Origin of the sequence: Youhaiella tibetensis (assembly GCF_008000755.1) — a bacterium.
Taxonomy (GTDB): domain Bacteria; phylum Pseudomonadota; class Alphaproteobacteria; order Rhizobiales; family Devosiaceae; genus Paradevosia; species Paradevosia tibetensis.
The window spans coordinates 4,032,236-4,045,718 of record NZ_CP041690.1 but is presented as its reverse complement, the minus strand read 5'-3'; the positions used below and the strand labels follow the sequence as shown (position 1 = coordinate 4,045,718).

General features: G+C 65.4%; 15 protein-coding genes. 10 read left to right on the top strand and 5 right to left on the bottom strand.

Annotated elements, in window-relative coordinates; translation table 11 throughout:
- The 4 genes from ccmC (at position 1) to FNA67_RS19830 (ending at position 1,916) form a co-directional block, all read left to right on the top strand.
- Positions 1 to 768 (top strand): heme ABC transporter permease CcmC, encoded by a 768-nt coding sequence (gene ccmC, locus FNA67_RS19845; protein ID WP_147657838.1) that lies wholly within the window; start codon positions 1 to 3, stop codon positions 766 to 768.
- A complete protein-coding gene (ccmD, locus tag FNA67_RS19840) occupies positions 769 to 936 on the top strand; it encodes a heme exporter protein CcmD (RefSeq protein ID WP_082202288.1) in 168 nt (55 codons plus the stop codon).
- Entirely contained in the window at positions 933 to 1,475 is a 543-nt protein-coding gene (locus FNA67_RS19835) for a DsbE family thiol:disulfide interchange protein (RefSeq protein ID WP_147657836.1), read from the top strand. The genes ccmD and FNA67_RS19835 overlap by 4 nt, the downstream gene beginning before the upstream one ends.
- 66 nt (positions 1,476 to 1,541) lie before the next feature.
- Positions 1,542 to 1,916, top strand: coding sequence for a hypothetical protein (locus FNA67_RS19830; protein ID WP_147657834.1), 375 nt, complete (start codon positions 1,542 to 1,544; stop codon positions 1,914 to 1,916).
- A gap of 57 nt (positions 1,917 to 1,973) precedes the next feature.
- Here the strand turns inward: FNA67_RS19830 and FNA67_RS19825 are convergent, their stop codons facing one another.
- The 4 genes from FNA67_RS19825 to dapF are packed head-to-tail and all read right to left on the bottom strand — an operon-like array spanning position 1,974 to position 6,100.
- Positions 1,974 to 2,585, bottom strand: a complete 612-nt coding sequence (locus FNA67_RS19825; RefSeq protein ID WP_049706805.1) for a septation protein A — start codon at positions 2,583 to 2,585, stop codon at positions 1,974 to 1,976.
- Position 2,586: 1 nt separating this feature from the next.
- On the bottom strand, positions 2,587 to 4,002 hold the full coding sequence (gene ftsY / locus FNA67_RS19820) for a signal recognition particle-docking protein FtsY (RefSeq protein ID WP_147657832.1): 1,416 nt from the start codon (positions 4,000 to 4,002) through the stop codon (positions 2,587 to 2,589).
- Positions 3,999 to 5,264 carry a tRNA (N(6)-L-threonylcarbamoyladenosine(37)-C(2))-methylthiotransferase MtaB gene (gene mtaB, locus FNA67_RS19815; RefSeq protein ID WP_147657829.1) on the bottom strand — a complete coding sequence of 422 codons (1,266 nt, stop codon included), beginning with the start codon at positions 5,262 to 5,264 and terminating at the stop codon, positions 3,999 to 4,001. The genes ftsY and mtaB overlap by 4 nt, the downstream gene beginning before the upstream one ends.
- Positions 5,261 to 6,100, bottom strand: coding sequence for a diaminopimelate epimerase (gene dapF, locus FNA67_RS19810; protein WP_049706802.1), 840 nt, complete (start codon positions 6,098 to 6,100; stop codon positions 5,261 to 5,263). Before dapF ends, mtaB begins: the two co-directional genes overlap by 4 nt.
- A 242-nt stretch (positions 6,101 to 6,342) precedes the next feature.
- Here dapF and FNA67_RS19805 point away from each other — a divergent pair, with 242 nt between their 5' ends.
- Positions 6,343 to 7,521 (top strand): GNAT family N-acetyltransferase, encoded by a 1,179-nt coding sequence (locus FNA67_RS19805; RefSeq protein ID WP_147657826.1) that lies wholly within the window; start codon positions 6,343 to 6,345, stop codon positions 7,519 to 7,521.
- Between the two features lie 8 nt (positions 7,522 to 7,529).
- Positions 7,530 to 8,474 (top strand): cupin-like domain-containing protein, encoded by a 945-nt coding sequence (locus FNA67_RS19800; RefSeq protein ID WP_147658262.1) that lies wholly within the window; start codon positions 7,530 to 7,532, stop codon positions 8,472 to 8,474.
- A 209-nt stretch (positions 8,475 to 8,683) separates the two neighbouring features.
- Here the strand turns inward: FNA67_RS19800 and FNA67_RS19795 are convergent, their stop codons facing one another.
- Complete coding sequence (locus FNA67_RS19795) at positions 8,684 to 9,865, bottom strand: GNAT family N-acetyltransferase (protein WP_170267375.1); 1,182 nt, start codon at positions 9,863 to 9,865, stop codon at positions 8,684 to 8,686.
- Positions 9,866 to 10,166: 301 nt separating this feature from the next.
- Here FNA67_RS19795 and ffh point away from each other — a divergent pair, with 301 nt between their 5' ends.
- The 4 genes from ffh to trmD are packed head-to-tail and all read left to right on the top strand — an operon-like array spanning position 10,167 to position 13,439.
- On the top strand, positions 10,167 to 11,768 hold the full coding sequence (ffh, locus tag FNA67_RS19790) for a signal recognition particle protein (protein WP_147657821.1): 1,602 nt from the start codon (positions 10,167 to 10,169) through the stop codon (positions 11,766 to 11,768).
- Positions 11,769 to 11,808: 40 nt separating this feature from the next.
- Positions 11,809 to 12,201, top strand: a complete 393-nt coding sequence (rpsP, locus tag FNA67_RS19785) for a 30S ribosomal protein S16 (RefSeq protein ID WP_049706798.1) — start codon at positions 11,809 to 11,811, stop codon at positions 12,199 to 12,201.
- Between the two features lie 6 nt (positions 12,202 to 12,207).
- Positions 12,208 to 12,759 carry a ribosome maturation factor RimM gene (gene rimM / locus FNA67_RS19780; RefSeq protein WP_147657818.1) on the top strand — a complete coding sequence of 184 codons (552 nt, stop codon included), beginning with the start codon at positions 12,208 to 12,210 and terminating at the stop codon, positions 12,757 to 12,759.
- The gene (gene trmD / locus FNA67_RS19775; RefSeq protein WP_147657816.1) at positions 12,756 to 13,439 is read left to right on the top strand and encodes a tRNA (guanosine(37)-N1)-methyltransferase TrmD; all 684 of its coding nucleotides are present in this window, start codon (positions 12,756 to 12,758) and stop codon (positions 13,437 to 13,439) included. Before rimM ends, trmD begins: the two co-directional genes overlap by 4 nt.
- Positions 13,440 to 13,483: the final 44 nt, after the last annotated feature.

Below are 13,483 nucleotides of genomic sequence, written 5' to 3'. Positions count from 1 at the left end.
ATGACCTTGGATGTAGCTCCCAAACCCAATTGGTTCGCGCGGATCGCCAATCCCAGCCAGTTCCTCGGCTGGTCGCGTCCGCTGCTGTGGCCGCTGACGATCCTGACGGCGATCCTCTTCGCCGCCGGCCTTTATTTCGCGTTCCTCGATTCCCCGCCCGACTACCAGATGGGGAATACGGTGCGGATCATGTACATCCACGTACCCAATGCGTGGTTGAGCCAGTTCGTCTACGGCGTGATGGCGGTCTCGGCGCTCGGCAGCCTGATCTGGCGCCACCCGATGGCCGACGTCTCGATGAAGGCTGCCGCGCCGCTGGGGGCGGTTTTTACGGCCTTGGCGCTCTATACCGGTTCGCTTTGGGGCCGCCCGACCTGGGGCACGTTTTGGGAGTGGGACGGGCGCATGACCTCCACGCTCGTGCTGCTGCTCATCTACCTGGGCCTCATCGCACTCTGGCGCGCCTTCGAGGACCAGTTGCGCGCCGGGCGCGTGGTGGCGGTCTTCACCCTCATCGGTGCGATCAATATCCCGATCGTCAAGTTTTCGGTCGACTGGTGGCAGACCCTGCACCAGCCCTCGAGCGTCATCACGCCCGACGGGCCGCGCATGCCGGGCTCGATCCTCACCCCGTTGCTGGTGATGATGGGCGCGTTCACGCTGCTGTTCATCACGCTCCAGATCAAATCCATGCATACCGAAATCCGCCGCCGGCGCCTTGCCACGCTCGAGCGGCAGCGGGCGGCAGCGGCCGAAGGAGCCAAGTAAATGGATCTTGGACCCCACGCCGTCTTCATCATCTGGGCTTATGTCGGGGTGACCGCGGCGGTCGTCGCGCTCATCGCCTGGATCGTGCTTTCGGGCCGCCGCGTCGAGAAGCGCATCGCAGAGCTTGAGGCGCAGGGCGTCCGGCGCCGCGCGGAGAAGACTACTTGACCCGTATCGCCCTGCTCGCGCTGCCGCTGATCGCGCTCGTGGCGCTGGTTGCCGTGTTCGCGACCAGCCTCAACCGCGACCCGAGCCTTGTCCAGTCGGTCCTCATCAACAAGCCAGCGCCGCAGTTCACCCTGGCGGCCGTCGATGGCGTGGGCGTCCCCGGTTTCGATACCGAGGCGCTCAAGGGCGAGGTGACGGTGGTCAACGTTTTCGCCTCCTGGTGCATTCCGTGCCGCGCCGAGCATCCGGTGCTGACCCAGCTCAAGGCGGCCACGGGCGTGCGCCTGTTCGGCATCAACCAGAAGGACGCGCCCGAGAACGCGGCGGCGTTCCTCAAGGACCTGGGCAATCCCTATGACCGCATCGGTGCCGACCGGGACAATCGCGTTTCGATCGACTGGGGCGTCTATGGCGTGCCCGAGACGTTCATCGTGGACAAGAACGGGGTCATCACTTTCAAGCATGTGGGCCCGATGTCGCCGGAAACGCTGACGCGCGAGATCATCCCGGCCATCGAGAAGGCGTCGTCCCAGAGCTGAGGGGAACAATCGCCGCGCCAAGTCCGTTACCTCGCCGAGACCAATCGGCAACCACAGGAGGAACGGATGGAAGGACTTCCGCAAGGCATTCATGTCGGGATGCGTGTTTTCGACAATCACCACCGCCATATCGGGGTGGTCGACGACTTCAAATACAGCGACGAGGACCCCAGCCGTCCCGGGCCGGAAACGGCCGGTATCAACCCGGGCGACATGAAGGGCCGGGATTCGATCATCAACAATCTCGCCGAGGCATTCCACCCTAACGAGCTGCCCGAAGAAATCCGCGAGCGGCTGCTCAACGAAGGCTATGTGCGGCTCGATGCGGATGGACTGTTCGCGGCGGACCGCTACATCCTGCCCGAGCAGATCGCCTCGGTCGGCGATGACGAGATCACGCTGACGGTGGACAGCAAGGACGAGCTGATCAAGCGCGTCTGACCCTGGTTCGCCGGCAAAAAGAAAAGCCCCGGTACCTGCGCCCGGGGCTTTTTTTCGTCACTGGGCCGGGCTGGGCTCTTCTTCCGGCTCGAGGGCGTATTTCTGCAGCAGCGGCAGCTGGAACATGGTGAAGACCACGGTGATCGGCATCACCGCCCATACCTTGAAGGCCACCCAGAGATCGGTGGAGAAATTGCGCCAGATCAGCTCGTTGAGGATGGCGAGCGCCAGGAAGAACAGGCCCCAGCGCAGCGTCATTACCGTCCAGCCCTCCGGCTTGAGCTTATAGACTTCGCCAAAGACGTATTTGAGCAGCGACTGCTTGAACAGCAGCCCGCCCAGCAGCACGACCGCAAAGAGCGTGTCGACGATGGTCGGCTTCATCTTGATAAAGGTGTCGTCCTTGAGCCAGAGCGTCAGTCCGCCGAAAATGACCACGACGACGCCGGTCACCAGCGGCATGATCGCAACCTTGCGCAGGATGAGCCAGGAGAGCGCGAGCGACGCCACCATGGCGCCCATGAACCAGCCGGTTGCCGTGAAGATATCGGCGCGCGCGTTGGCCACGAAGAACACCACCAGGGGGCCGAGCTCGAGGGCGAGCTTGATCAACTGGGGGCGCAGCTCCTCCCAGTTGGCTTCCTGGGGCTTGGTATTCTCGCTCGTCATATTATTGTTCCTTGCCGGCGATGGCCGCGGCGAAATCGGAAGCCTGGAACGGCTGGAGATCGTCCACGCCCTCGCCCACGCCGATGAAATGCACGGGCAAGCCAAAGCGCCGCGCAATGGCGACAAGAATGCCCCCGCGTGCGGTGCCGTCAAGCTTGGTCATGACCAGACCCGTGACACCGGCACGTTTGCCGAAGATTTCGACCTGATTAAGGGCGTTCTGGCCGGTAGTGGCGTCGAGCGTGAGCAAAACCGCGTGAGGAGCGGTCGGGTCGACCTTCCGGATGACGCGGATGATCTTTTCGAGTTCGCTCATCAACTCGTCGCGGTTTTGCAGGCGCCCCGCCGTATCGATGATGAGAACGTCCTTGCCCTCGGCCCGGGCGCGGGTCACCGCGTCGAAGGCGAGGCCCGAGGCATCCGAGCCTGCCGGCTTGGCGACCACCGGCGCACCGGTGCGGCGGCCCCAGATCTCGAGCTGCTCGATGGCGGCGGCGCGGAAGGTGTCGCCTGCGGCCAGCATGACGGTGCGGCCCTCGGCGGCGAATTTCTGGGCGAGCTTGCCGATGGTAGTGGTCTTGCCTGAGCCGTTGACCCCGACCATGAGGATGACGAAAGGCTTATGGGCCGTGTCGATCACCAGCGGGCGTGCCACCGGGGTCAGCGCCTTGCCGACTTCATCGGAAAGGACCGCACGCACGTCCTCGCCGGAAATGTCGCGGTTGAAGCGGTCGCGGCGCAGCGTCTCGACGATGGCACTGGTGGTGTCCATGCCCAGGTCGGCCTGAAGCAGCACGTCCTCGAGTTCATCGAGGGTCGCGGCATCGAGCTTGCGCTTGGTGAAGACGGAGGTGATGCCGCCCGTAATCTGGTCGGAGGAGCGCTTGAGCCCGGAGGCCAGGCGCTGGAACCAGCCCTGCTTGGGCGCCGGCGCTTCGGCGGACGGGGTGGCAGCGGATTCCTCGGCCGCTTCCTGGACGTCCTCGACATAATCGAGGGTGGTCTCGGGCGGGCCGGGGGGGTAGCTGGCGTCGTCGACCGGTTCACGCCGGTGCTCCGGCTCGGGTTCGGCTGGAGCCGGCGGAACGCCCTCGGCGATCTCTTCGGGAGTCGGAGGCGCCTCGTGGGCAGGCGTCTCGACCTCGGCGGGGGGCGGAGGCGGAGCCTCTTCAGGCGGGGCCGGCGGCTCGGGCGCAGGTTCGGGCGGCACTGCCTCGGCCGCAATCCGGTCGATCTCGGCCTGGGTCTCTTCGGCGGCGCGGCGCTCCTTGAATGCCTCGAGCTCCTCGGTCGAGGTCGCGACCTCGTGGGTGGCGCGCTTGAGCGCCTCCTCGGTTTCTGCGTCGGCCTGCGGTTGCTGCTGGTTGCCGCGTCCGAAAAGACGGCCGAAGAAGCCGGGTTTCTTGCCCTCGCTCATGCTGCGGACCTCACGGCTTCCCCGACGAGGCCATCGGCGGAGACCCTGGTGATCCGGACCGGGACAATCTGGCCGGGTTCGGTGCCGGGCACGGCGACGGGCATGAACTGCTCGGTGCGCCCCAACCCCTCGCGCTCGACGAGGACGCTTTCGAGCTTGCCGGCGCGGGAGGCAGCGAGTTTGGCGAACTGCTTGTCACCCTCCGCGCGCAACAGGGCGGCGCGGTCGCGGGCGATGCGCTTGTCCACCTGCGGCATGCGCGCGGCAGGGGTGCCCGGGCGCGGGCTATAGGGGAAGACGTGGAGATAGGTGAGGTCGGCTTCAGAAACGATGCGCAGGGTGTTCTCGAACATCTCGTCGGTCTCGGTGGGGAAGCCGGCGATGATGTCGGCGCCGAAGACCATGTCGGGGCGCAGCGAGCGCAGCTTTTCCACGATATGGAGCGCGTCGGCGCGCAGGTGGCGGCGCTTCATGCGCTTGAGGATCATGTCGTCGCCCGACTGGAGCGAGAGATGGAGGTGCGGCATCAGGCGCCGGTCCGATGCTATGGCATCATAGAGCGCGTCGTCCGCCTCGATGGAATCGATCGAGGAAATCCTGAGGCGCGGCAGGTCCGGGACGTGGCGCAGGATCGACTGCACCAGTTTGCCGAGCGTGGGCGTGCCCGGAAGGTCGGGGCCATAGGAGGTGATGTCGACCCCGGTCAGCACGATCTCGCCATAGCCGTTCTGGACGAGCCGCTTGAGCTGGTCGACGACCAGGCCCATCGGTACCGAGCGCGAAGGACCGCGGCCAAAGGGGATGATGCAGAAGGTGCAGCGGTGGTCGCACCCGTTCTGGACCTGCACGAAGGCGCGGGCGCGCCCATCCATGCCCTCGATGAGGTGCCCGGCGGTCTCGCGGACACTCATGATGTCGTTGACCTGCACCTTGTCGTTGAGCTGGAGCCCGAAGACCATGGGCTTGTAGCTTTCGGCCTTCATCTTGTCGGCATTGCCGATGACGAGGTCGACTTCGGCCATGTCGCCGAAGGAACGCGCCTCGGTCTGGGCGGCGCAGCCGGTGACGATGATCTTGGCGTCGGGATTGTCCCGGCGGGCCTTGCGCACGGCCTGCTTGGCCTGGCGCACCGCTTCGGACGTGACCGCGCAGGTATTGATGATGATGGCGTCGGAAAGCCCGGCCTTTTCTGCCTCGGCCTTCATGACCTCGGATTCATAGGCGTTGAGGCGGCAGCCGAAGGTGAGGGTCTCGATGCTCATGCGGCCCGGTCCGGGGAGAGATCAGCGGGCAGGGTGCCTTCCCATTCGAGCGTCCAGGGGCCGGTCATGAGAATATGGTCGTCAGCGCGCCATTCGATCTCGAGCGGACCGCCGGGCAGCTGGATGCCGACACGCCGGTCGGTGAGGCCCTTGCGGGCGGCCGCGACGCCGACCGCGCAGGCGGCGGTGCCGCAGGCGAGCGTCAGCCCGGCGCCGCGCTCCCAGACGCGCACCTTGATGCAATCGGGCGCCAGCACCTGGGCCAGCGAGATATTGGCGCGCTCGGGGAAGATCGGGTGGTTCTCGAGCAGCGGGCCGAAGCGGCCGAGGTCGTAGTTGTCCGGGTCGTCCTTCACCCAGAAGATCGCGTGCGGATTGCCGACATTGACGACGGACGGGGTGTGCAGCACCGGGGCGTCGATGGGACCGATCTGGAGTTCGATTCCCGTAGTATCGGCGAATTCCTCGGCCAGGGGGATCTGGTTCCAGTCGAAGCGGGGCTTGCCCATGTCGACGGTGATGAGCTCCTCGCCGGCGTTGAAGATCTCGAGCAGGCCGCCATCGGTCTCGATGGTCATCCGGTCCTTGCCGGTGGCGCGGTTGAGGAAATGGGCGACGCAGCGCGTGCCGTTGCCGCAGGCCCCGGCGACCGAGCCGTCATTGTTGTAAATCTTGACATAGGCCTCGGTGCCGTCGGCGCGCGGCGGGTAGACGACCATCATCTGCTCGAAGGCGGTGCGTTCGCCGGCGGCGACGGTGCGCGCAAGCTCACCGGTCATGGTGGAGGCGCCATCGCGCATGTCCACGACCAGGATCTCATTGCCCAGCCCGTTCATCTTTAAAAACGGAGTGCCGCTCACTTTGGCCTCATTGAATTGGGTTGAGCCTCTATATGGCGGAAACATCGCGCAATTGCCAGTCTTGGCACCGGCATGGGTGGCGTGCAGATGGCGCGGGGACTTAGCCGCAGCTTAACCAGTTCACGAGGCAAACGAGCGAACCGGACCACGAACAGGTAAGGTGCGCCAATGGTTTGGGTTCCAGCAAATTTCCCCGGCATCGGCGAAGGGGCGGTATCGTGAGTACCGGGATCGCCGAGCATCTGGTGGTGACGGCGTCGGCCGGCGCGGGTGGCGCTGCGCCGCTTTCGCGCCTCGAGACTGTGTCCGCCGCCGAATGGCGGAACCTGGCGGACAATGCTGCCGAGCCCAATCCCTTCTTCGATCCGGACTATTGCCAGCCGGCCTTCGCATTTGCGGCGAAGGGTGGCGGGGCACAGGTGATCGCCGTGCGGGCCGAGGGCCGCTTGCTGGCCCTGCTGCCGGTGGTCCGGGCGCGTCGCGCCTTGCGCCTTCCCCTGCCGGTACTGTTGGCGCGGCAACCCTATGCGCCCCTTACCGCGCCGCTGCTCTCGGCTGATGACCCCATAGGCGCCGCCGAGGCCCTGCTCGATCGGGCGGCGGCGAGCGGGGCGCGCGTGCTCTCGCTCCCGGTCATGCCTTTGGATGGCGCGGCGGGGCAGGCCCTGGCGGCCGCGATGGCCAAGCGCGGGGTGGCACCGGTTCATCTTGAAATACACGAGCGCGCGGTGCTCGATGCGGGCGTCGATGCCGAAACCTATCTCCGCGGCGGCATGGGCGCCAAGAAGCTCAAGGAGCTGCGGCGCCAGCGCCATCGGCTGGACGAGGAAGGCGTGGTGCACTTCGCGTCGGCGCAGACCCGCGAAGATGTCGCGGCAGCGCTGGAGCGCTTCCTCTTGCTCGAAGCCTCCGGCTGGAAAGGTCGCGACGGAACCGGGCTGGGCCAGGATGAGGGCGACCGCGCCTTCGTTCAGGCCATGGCCGGCAACCTTTCGGCGCGCGACGCCCTCGAAGTTCTCGAATTGACGCTGGACGGACGAGTGATCGCCTCCGGGCTCGTGCTGCGCCAGGGCGGCTCGGCGTTCTTCTTCAAGATCGCCTATGACGAAACGCTTTCGCGCTATTCGCCGGGGGTGCAACTGACGGTCGAACTGACCCGCCGGCTTAGCGAAGACCCGGCGATCGCCTTTGCCGATTCCACGGCCGATGCAGGGCACCCGATGATCGACCATGTGTGGCGCGAACGCATCCGGGTGGCGGACATGGTCATTCCTCTGCGGGCCGGCGATCCGGTGGCGGCAACAGTGATCGAAATCCTGCGGCTTCGCCGCACCCTGCGCGAAGGCGCCAAGCGCCTGAGAAATTTCTTTAAGTCTTTCAAGGAGAAACGCCTGTGAACAAGGTCATGACCGCCGAGGTCCTGAGCGCGGACGACTCCGCGTTCGCCAATCTCTTTCCGCTAAAGCCCTTCCGGATCCGCCACGGCTTCGTCGACGATCCACGCCTGACGCTTCCCGCCATCCTCGATCTGGTCAAACACCTGCCGCGCGACCGGATCGAATATAATTCGGGCAAGGCCGCGGTGAGCCAGGACCCCTCCAGCACGCCGCTGGTCGACCTTTCGCCCGAGGATGTGGTGCAGAAGATCGAGACGGCGGGCGCCTGGATGGTGCTAAAGCGCGTCGAAGCGCACCCCGCCTATAGGGCGCTCCTCGAAGAGGCGCTGATGTCGGTGGCACGGGCGCAGGGGCATCGCAGCCTCGCCGAGGCCGGCTTTACCGATATCCAGGGCTTCCTTTTCGTGTCCTCGCCAGGCTCGACTACACCCTTCCACCTCGACAGCGAAGACAACTTCTTCATTCAGGTGCACGGCGAAAAGTTCTTCAACGTCTACGACAACGAGGATCGTTCGATCGCCTCGGAAGATCAGATCGAGCACGCGATCACCAAACACCGTAACCTCAAGTTCGAGGAGAGCTTCGAGGCGCGCGGCATGCACAACCGGCTGCTGCCGGGCGAAGGCGTCTTCGTGCCCTATATCTGGCCGCACTGGGTGCGCACGTCCGATACCTATTCGATCTCGGTGGCGATCACCTGGAAGACCGCGGAGGTGAAGCGCCGCAACGATCTTTACGTGGCCAATTCCATGCTGCGCGACCGCGGCTTCCCGCAGAAGGCGCCGGGCACCTCGCCAGGCTGGGACGCGGTCAAGCTCGGCGCGTTCCGCGTGATGGCGGGGATCGCCGCTCCGTTGCGCAAGAGCGAGTCCCTGCGCAAGGTGATCCGATCGCTGGTACTGGGCAAGGACGCGAACTACTACTATCAGGACAAGAAGAAGACTGGGATGTGAGGGCGCTCCTAAGGGGCGCAGCTTCTTCGAACTGGCGAACACAAAGTTTCCCTCACCCCCGCAACCTTCGCGGACAAAGACCCAGGGCCTATTGCATCACGCCACCTGAGTGGAGAAGTCCACGCTCGGGGTAGGGGAAGTGCGGTGGTTGGGGGGAACCACGCGGTGAATCGAGAACGCAGCGGGCGGCCAACTGGCCGCCTTTTTCGTTAGCGTTTGCGAAGGTTGTGCAGCGTCTTGCGGATAGACTGGGCGAGACCCCAGAGCCGGGGGTTCTGCTTGATGGCGCGCTTGGCCCCCTGGCTGGTCCTGAGGCCCAGAGCGGCGAGGTGGCCAGCGGGAGTCAGGGGGATAAGTGTGTCGAACAGCGGCTCGGGCGCCGTCCAATCCTGTTTGTAGTCGAAATCGCCGATGCCCATGTCGAAGGTGTCGATTCCCGAGGCGTTCAGCTCGTCCATGAGCTTCGCGACCAGGATGCCCATCAGGCTGTATTTGGCGGCTGGGCCGCTCGCGGTCGAGTTGATGTACTGGGAATAATGCTTGCCGGCGAAGGCGCCGCAGGTTGTGGCGACGATCTCCTCGCCCGCATAGAGGGCATGGAAGCAAAGGGCAGGGTGTCGGTCCGAGAAACCCTCGACGGCGAGGTTCCTGAAGAAGCGGACGAAGCTCTGCTGCGCGAAGAGATTGCCCACCCCCATCTGGTCAAAGCGTTCGCCGCGCTGGGCGAGGAAGGCGGCATGGACGCGGTCGAGTTCGTCGATCGTGGTGACGCGGCGCAGTTCCACCCTGCCCAGCATTTCTTCGAGCCGCCGCTCGCCGCGCTTGATGTTGCCGCGGCGCTTGTGGGTGAGGCGGTGCTCGATGTAAGGCGCCGGCGTCGGGCCGATAATGGCGGTATAGAGATTGTTGGGACCGGGATCGGCACCGACCGCGAGGACGGGGTTGGCGTGGCCGGCCCATTGACGGGGCTGGTTGAAGAAGCAGACGAGATCGAGCGCTCCGACCAGTTCGCGGACTTCATCGAGGACCAGGCCCAGCCATTCGGGCGAGATGTCGGTGCCGGGCAGGAAGGCAAGCCAGTCGCTGTTGGAAATATCGGAGCCGATGAGGCGAGCGATTGAAAAGCCCGAGCGGCGCTCGATGATCAGCGGCAGCAGCGCGACCGGACGGCCCTGGCTGCGCACCACGACGATGGCGACCCCGTCTGCACGCTCGAGGTCGGAAGCGAGCACGGCCCTGACCCAGTCGTAGCGCTGATAGGGCGTCAGGATGCCAGTCGCTTCGAGGGCACGCCAATCCGCTTCCGCCTCGGCGAGGCTGCCGTGGACGACGACCGGGGCGGAGCCTTCCGGAACACCGAGCGCGCGTGGGCGGAGCGAGGAGAGAGACAATCGGGAAGCCTCGAGTGAAAACTGCAGCCTGTTCAATAGCATGAACGGGACCAGAAGAAGTTAACCCAAGGTTAGGCAGGTCCGCGCAGAAACCGGGCCTTGGCCACTTCGATTGACTCGGGTGCCTCTTCGCGCCTATAAGGCCGGCGATCTCAGGACCAAGACCTGAATTCGAGCCACTAGCCTGCCCGGGAGGCAGGCGGTCAGCATCCGTCAGCGCGTTGCGCCCACGGGTGCATTTTGGTTTTGGACGCGATTACCCATATCTTCGTGGGCGCCCACGAAGAAAAGGACCAAGAGCATGTTTGAAAGTCTAAGCGACCGCTTAGGGAAAATCTTCGATGGCCTGCGGGGCCGTGGCGCGCTCTCCGAGAACGACGTCAACGAAGCGCTGCGCGAAGTTCGCCGCGCGCTGATCGAGGCTGACGTTTCGCTCGAAGTGGTCCGCGCCTTCGTCGAGCAGGTGCGCGAGCGCGCCGTCGGCGTCGAGGTGACCCGCTCGGTGACCCCAGGCCAGCAGGTCGTCAAGATCGTTCACGACGAGCTGGTGCGGGTGCTGGGTGAAACCGCCGTGCCGCTCGATACCGCCACGACGCCCCCGGCGACCATCCTGATGGTGGGTCTGCAGGGCTCGGGCAAGACCACCACCACCGCCAAGATCGCCAAGCGCCTCAAGGACAAGCAGAACAAGAAAGTTCTGATGGCCTCGCTCGATACGCGCCGCCCGGCCGCGATGGAGCAACTGCGCGTGCTCGGCACCCAGATCGGGGTCGATACGCTGCCGATCGTGCCGAGCGAGACGCCGGTGCAGATCGCCAGGCGCGCCGCGCGCGAGGGCAAGCTCGGCGGCTATGACGTGCTGATGCTCGATACGGCGGGCCGCACACATATCGATGAAGAACTCATGGCCGAGACCGCCGAGATCAAGGCGGTTTCCGATCCACACGAAGTGCTGCTGGTTGCCGATGCGCTGACCGGCCAGGACGCCATCAATCTGGCCCGTTCGTTCGACCAGCGCGTCGACATCACCGGTATCGTGCTGACCCGCGTCGACGGCGACGGCCGTGGCGGCGCGGCGCTCTCGATGCGCGCGGCCACCGGCAAGCCGATCAAGCTCATCGCCACCGGCGAAAAGATGGATGCGCTCGAGGATTTCCATCCCGGCCGCATCGCCGACCGCATTCTGGGCATGGGCGACATTGTCTCGCTCGTCGAGAAGGCCGCCGAAACCGTCTCTGCCGAAGACGCGCAGAAGATGGCCAAGAAGCTCAAGAAGGGTCAGTTCGACCTCGAAGACCTTCGCGGCCAGCTGCTGCAGATGAAGAAGATGGGCGGCATGGGCGGGCTGATGGGCATGATGCCCGGCGTCGGCCAGCTCAAGAAGGCCATGGCGGGCGCCAATATCGACGAGAAGATCTTCGATCGCCAGGTCGCCATCATCAATTCGATGACCAAGAAGGAACGGGCCGAGCCCGACCTCCTCAACGCCTCCCGCCGCAAGCGCATCGCTGCCGGCGCGGGCGTTGAGGTTTCCGAAGTCAACAAGCTCATGAAGCAGCACCGCCAGATGGCGGACATGATGAAGAAGGTGTCCAAGGGCGGCCTCGGCTCGCTCGCCGGGATGTTCGGCGGCAAGATGGGCGGCATGATGCCCGGCCTCGGCCAGATACCCGATATCTCCAAGATGGATCCCAAGCAGATCGAGGAAATGGCGCGGCGCGCCGGTATCGACCCCAAGTCGATCCCGCAGCAGATGCCGGGCGACATTTCCGACAAGCTGCCGACCGATGTCGGCAAGCTGTTGAAATCGGGTTCGGGCAGCGGATTGCCCGGGCTTGGCGGCGCCTCTCGCTTCCCGAACCTTCCAGGGCTCGGTGGCGGCTTCGTGCCCAAGAAGAAATAACCAACGCGAAAACAGACAAAGCCAGATTCAGGAGTAACCCATGGCCCTCAAGATTCGCCTCGCCCGCGCCGGTACCAAGAAGCGCCCATTCTACCACATCGTGGTCGCCGACGCCCGTTCGCCGCGCGATGGCCGCTTCATCGAGAAGCTGGGCACCTACAACCCGCTGCTCAACAAGGATGCCGAGAACCGCGTCGTGCTCAACACCGAGCGCGCGCAGCATTGGCTCTCCGTCGGCGCCCAGGCGACCGACCGCGTCGAGCGTTTCCTTGACGCCGCGGGCCTCTTGAAGCGCGAAGCCCGCAACAACCCCGAAAAGGCCGTGCCGGGCGCCAAGGCGACCGAGCGCGCCGAGGCCCGCGCTGCTGCCGCTGCCGCCGCCGAAGAGGCCAAGAACGCTCCGGCCGAAGCCGCCGAAGAAGCCTCGGCCTAATCCGCCATGGAAGGGGGCAAAGCGGACGACAAGAACCGCCTGCTGCTGGGCCGCATCGGTGCGGCCCACGGCATCAAGGGCGAGGTGCGCATAACCCCCTTTACCGGCGAGCCGCTGGCCATTGCCGGCTATGGGCCGCTGGAAACCAGCAAACCGGGCCTGGTAGTGGAGATTGCCTCCGCGTGGCTCAACAAGACCGTCGTCATCGCCCGCATCAAGGGCGTCTCGGACCGCAACGAGGCTGAAAAGCTCAACGGTATCGACCTCTATGTCGATCGCTCCAGGCTGCCCGAGCCCGACGACGAAGACGATTTCTATCATGCCGACCTTATCGGGCTCGAAGCCCGGCTCAGCGACGGGCGTGTGCTCGGCGAGGTCATCGCCGTGCCCAATTTCGGCGCCGGCGATATCCTGGAAGTGCGCGACGGGCAGAGCGGGGACACGTTCCTGTTCCCCTTCACGCGCACGGTGGTTCCCGAGGTCCGCGTGGCCGAGGGCTATCTCGTCATCGAGCCGCCGGTCGAGACCGAGCCGGGCGAGCACGAGGAGCCGAATTGAGCTTTGCCGCCGATGTCATCACGCTGTTCCCGGACCTGTTCCCGGGCCCGCTAGGGGCCTCGGTACTGGGGCGCGGCATGGCCGATGGCCTGTGGTCGCTCGAGGCCACGCAATTGCGCAGTTTCGCTCACGACCGGCACCATACCGTCGATGATACGCCTTCGGGCGGTGGTGCGGGCATGGTGCTCAAACCCGATATCCTGGCCGCCGCCATCGACGCGATCGCGCCGGCCGGTGATCTGCGTCCGAAAATCCTCATGAGCCCGCGTGGAAAGCCGCTGACGCAGGCGCGGGCGCGGGAACTGGCGCTGGGACCGGGGGCGGTGATCGTCTGCGGACGTTTCGAGGGCGTCGACCAGCGGGTGATCGAGGCGCGCGCGCTCGAAGAGATTTCCATCGGCGATTACGTGCTGGCAGGCGGGGAAGTGGCGGCGATGGTGCTGCTGGAGGCCGTGGTGCGGCTCATCCCGGGCGTCCTGGGCGGGGCCGACAGCCATGCCGACGAGAGCTTCGAGAACGGGCTGCTCGAATACCCGCAATACACCCGCCCGCAGGTCTTCGAGGGCCGCGAGATCCCGGCAGTACTGACGTCGGGTGATCACGGCAAGATCGAAAGGTGGCGGCGCGCGCAGAGCGTCGAGTTGACCAGGGCCCGCCGGCCGGACCTGCTGGGCGACTAAACCGCCGGACTTACCCGGCGCGACGGCCGGGCAAGATCCCTATG

Bases quoted from the DNA above. Each gene is read 5' to 3' on its own strand.
- rpsP (WP_049706798.1), top strand. From the start codon at position 11,809: ATGGCCCTCAAGATTCGCCTCGCCCGCGCCGGTACCAAGAAGCGCCCA.
- FNA67_RS19830 (WP_147657834.1), top strand. From the start codon at position 1,542: ATGGAAGGACTTCCGCAAGGCATTCATGTCGGGATGCGTGTTTTCGAC.
- ftsY (WP_147657832.1), bottom strand. From the start codon at position 4,002: ATGAGCGAGGGCAAGAAACCCGGCTTCTTCGGCCGTCTTTTCGGACGC.
- ccmD (WP_082202288.1), top strand. From the start codon at position 769: ATGGATCTTGGACCCCACGCCGTCTTCATCATCTGGGCTTATGTCGGG.
- FNA67_RS19825 (WP_049706805.1), bottom strand. From the start codon at position 2,585: ATGACGAGCGAGAATACCAAGCCCCAGGAAGCCAACTGGGAGGAGCTG.
- ccmC (WP_147657838.1), top strand. From the start codon at position 1: ATGACCTTGGATGTAGCTCCCAAACCCAATTGGTTCGCGCGGATCGCC.
- rimM (WP_147657818.1), top strand. From the start codon at position 12,208: ATGGAAGGGGGCAAAGCGGACGACAAGAACCGCCTGCTGCTGGGCCGC.
- FNA67_RS19800 (WP_147658262.1), top strand. From the start codon at position 7,530: ATGACCGCCGAGGTCCTGAGCGCGGACGACTCCGCGTTCGCCAATCTC.
- ffh (WP_147657821.1), top strand. From the start codon at position 10,167: ATGTTTGAAAGTCTAAGCGACCGCTTAGGGAAAATCTTCGATGGCCTG.
- mtaB (WP_147657829.1), bottom strand. From the start codon at position 5,264: ATGAGCATCGAGACCCTCACCTTCGGCTGCCGCCTCAACGCCTATGAA.
- dapF (WP_049706802.1), bottom strand. From the start codon at position 6,100: ATGAACGGGCTGGGCAATGAGATCCTGGTCGTGGACATGCGCGATGGC.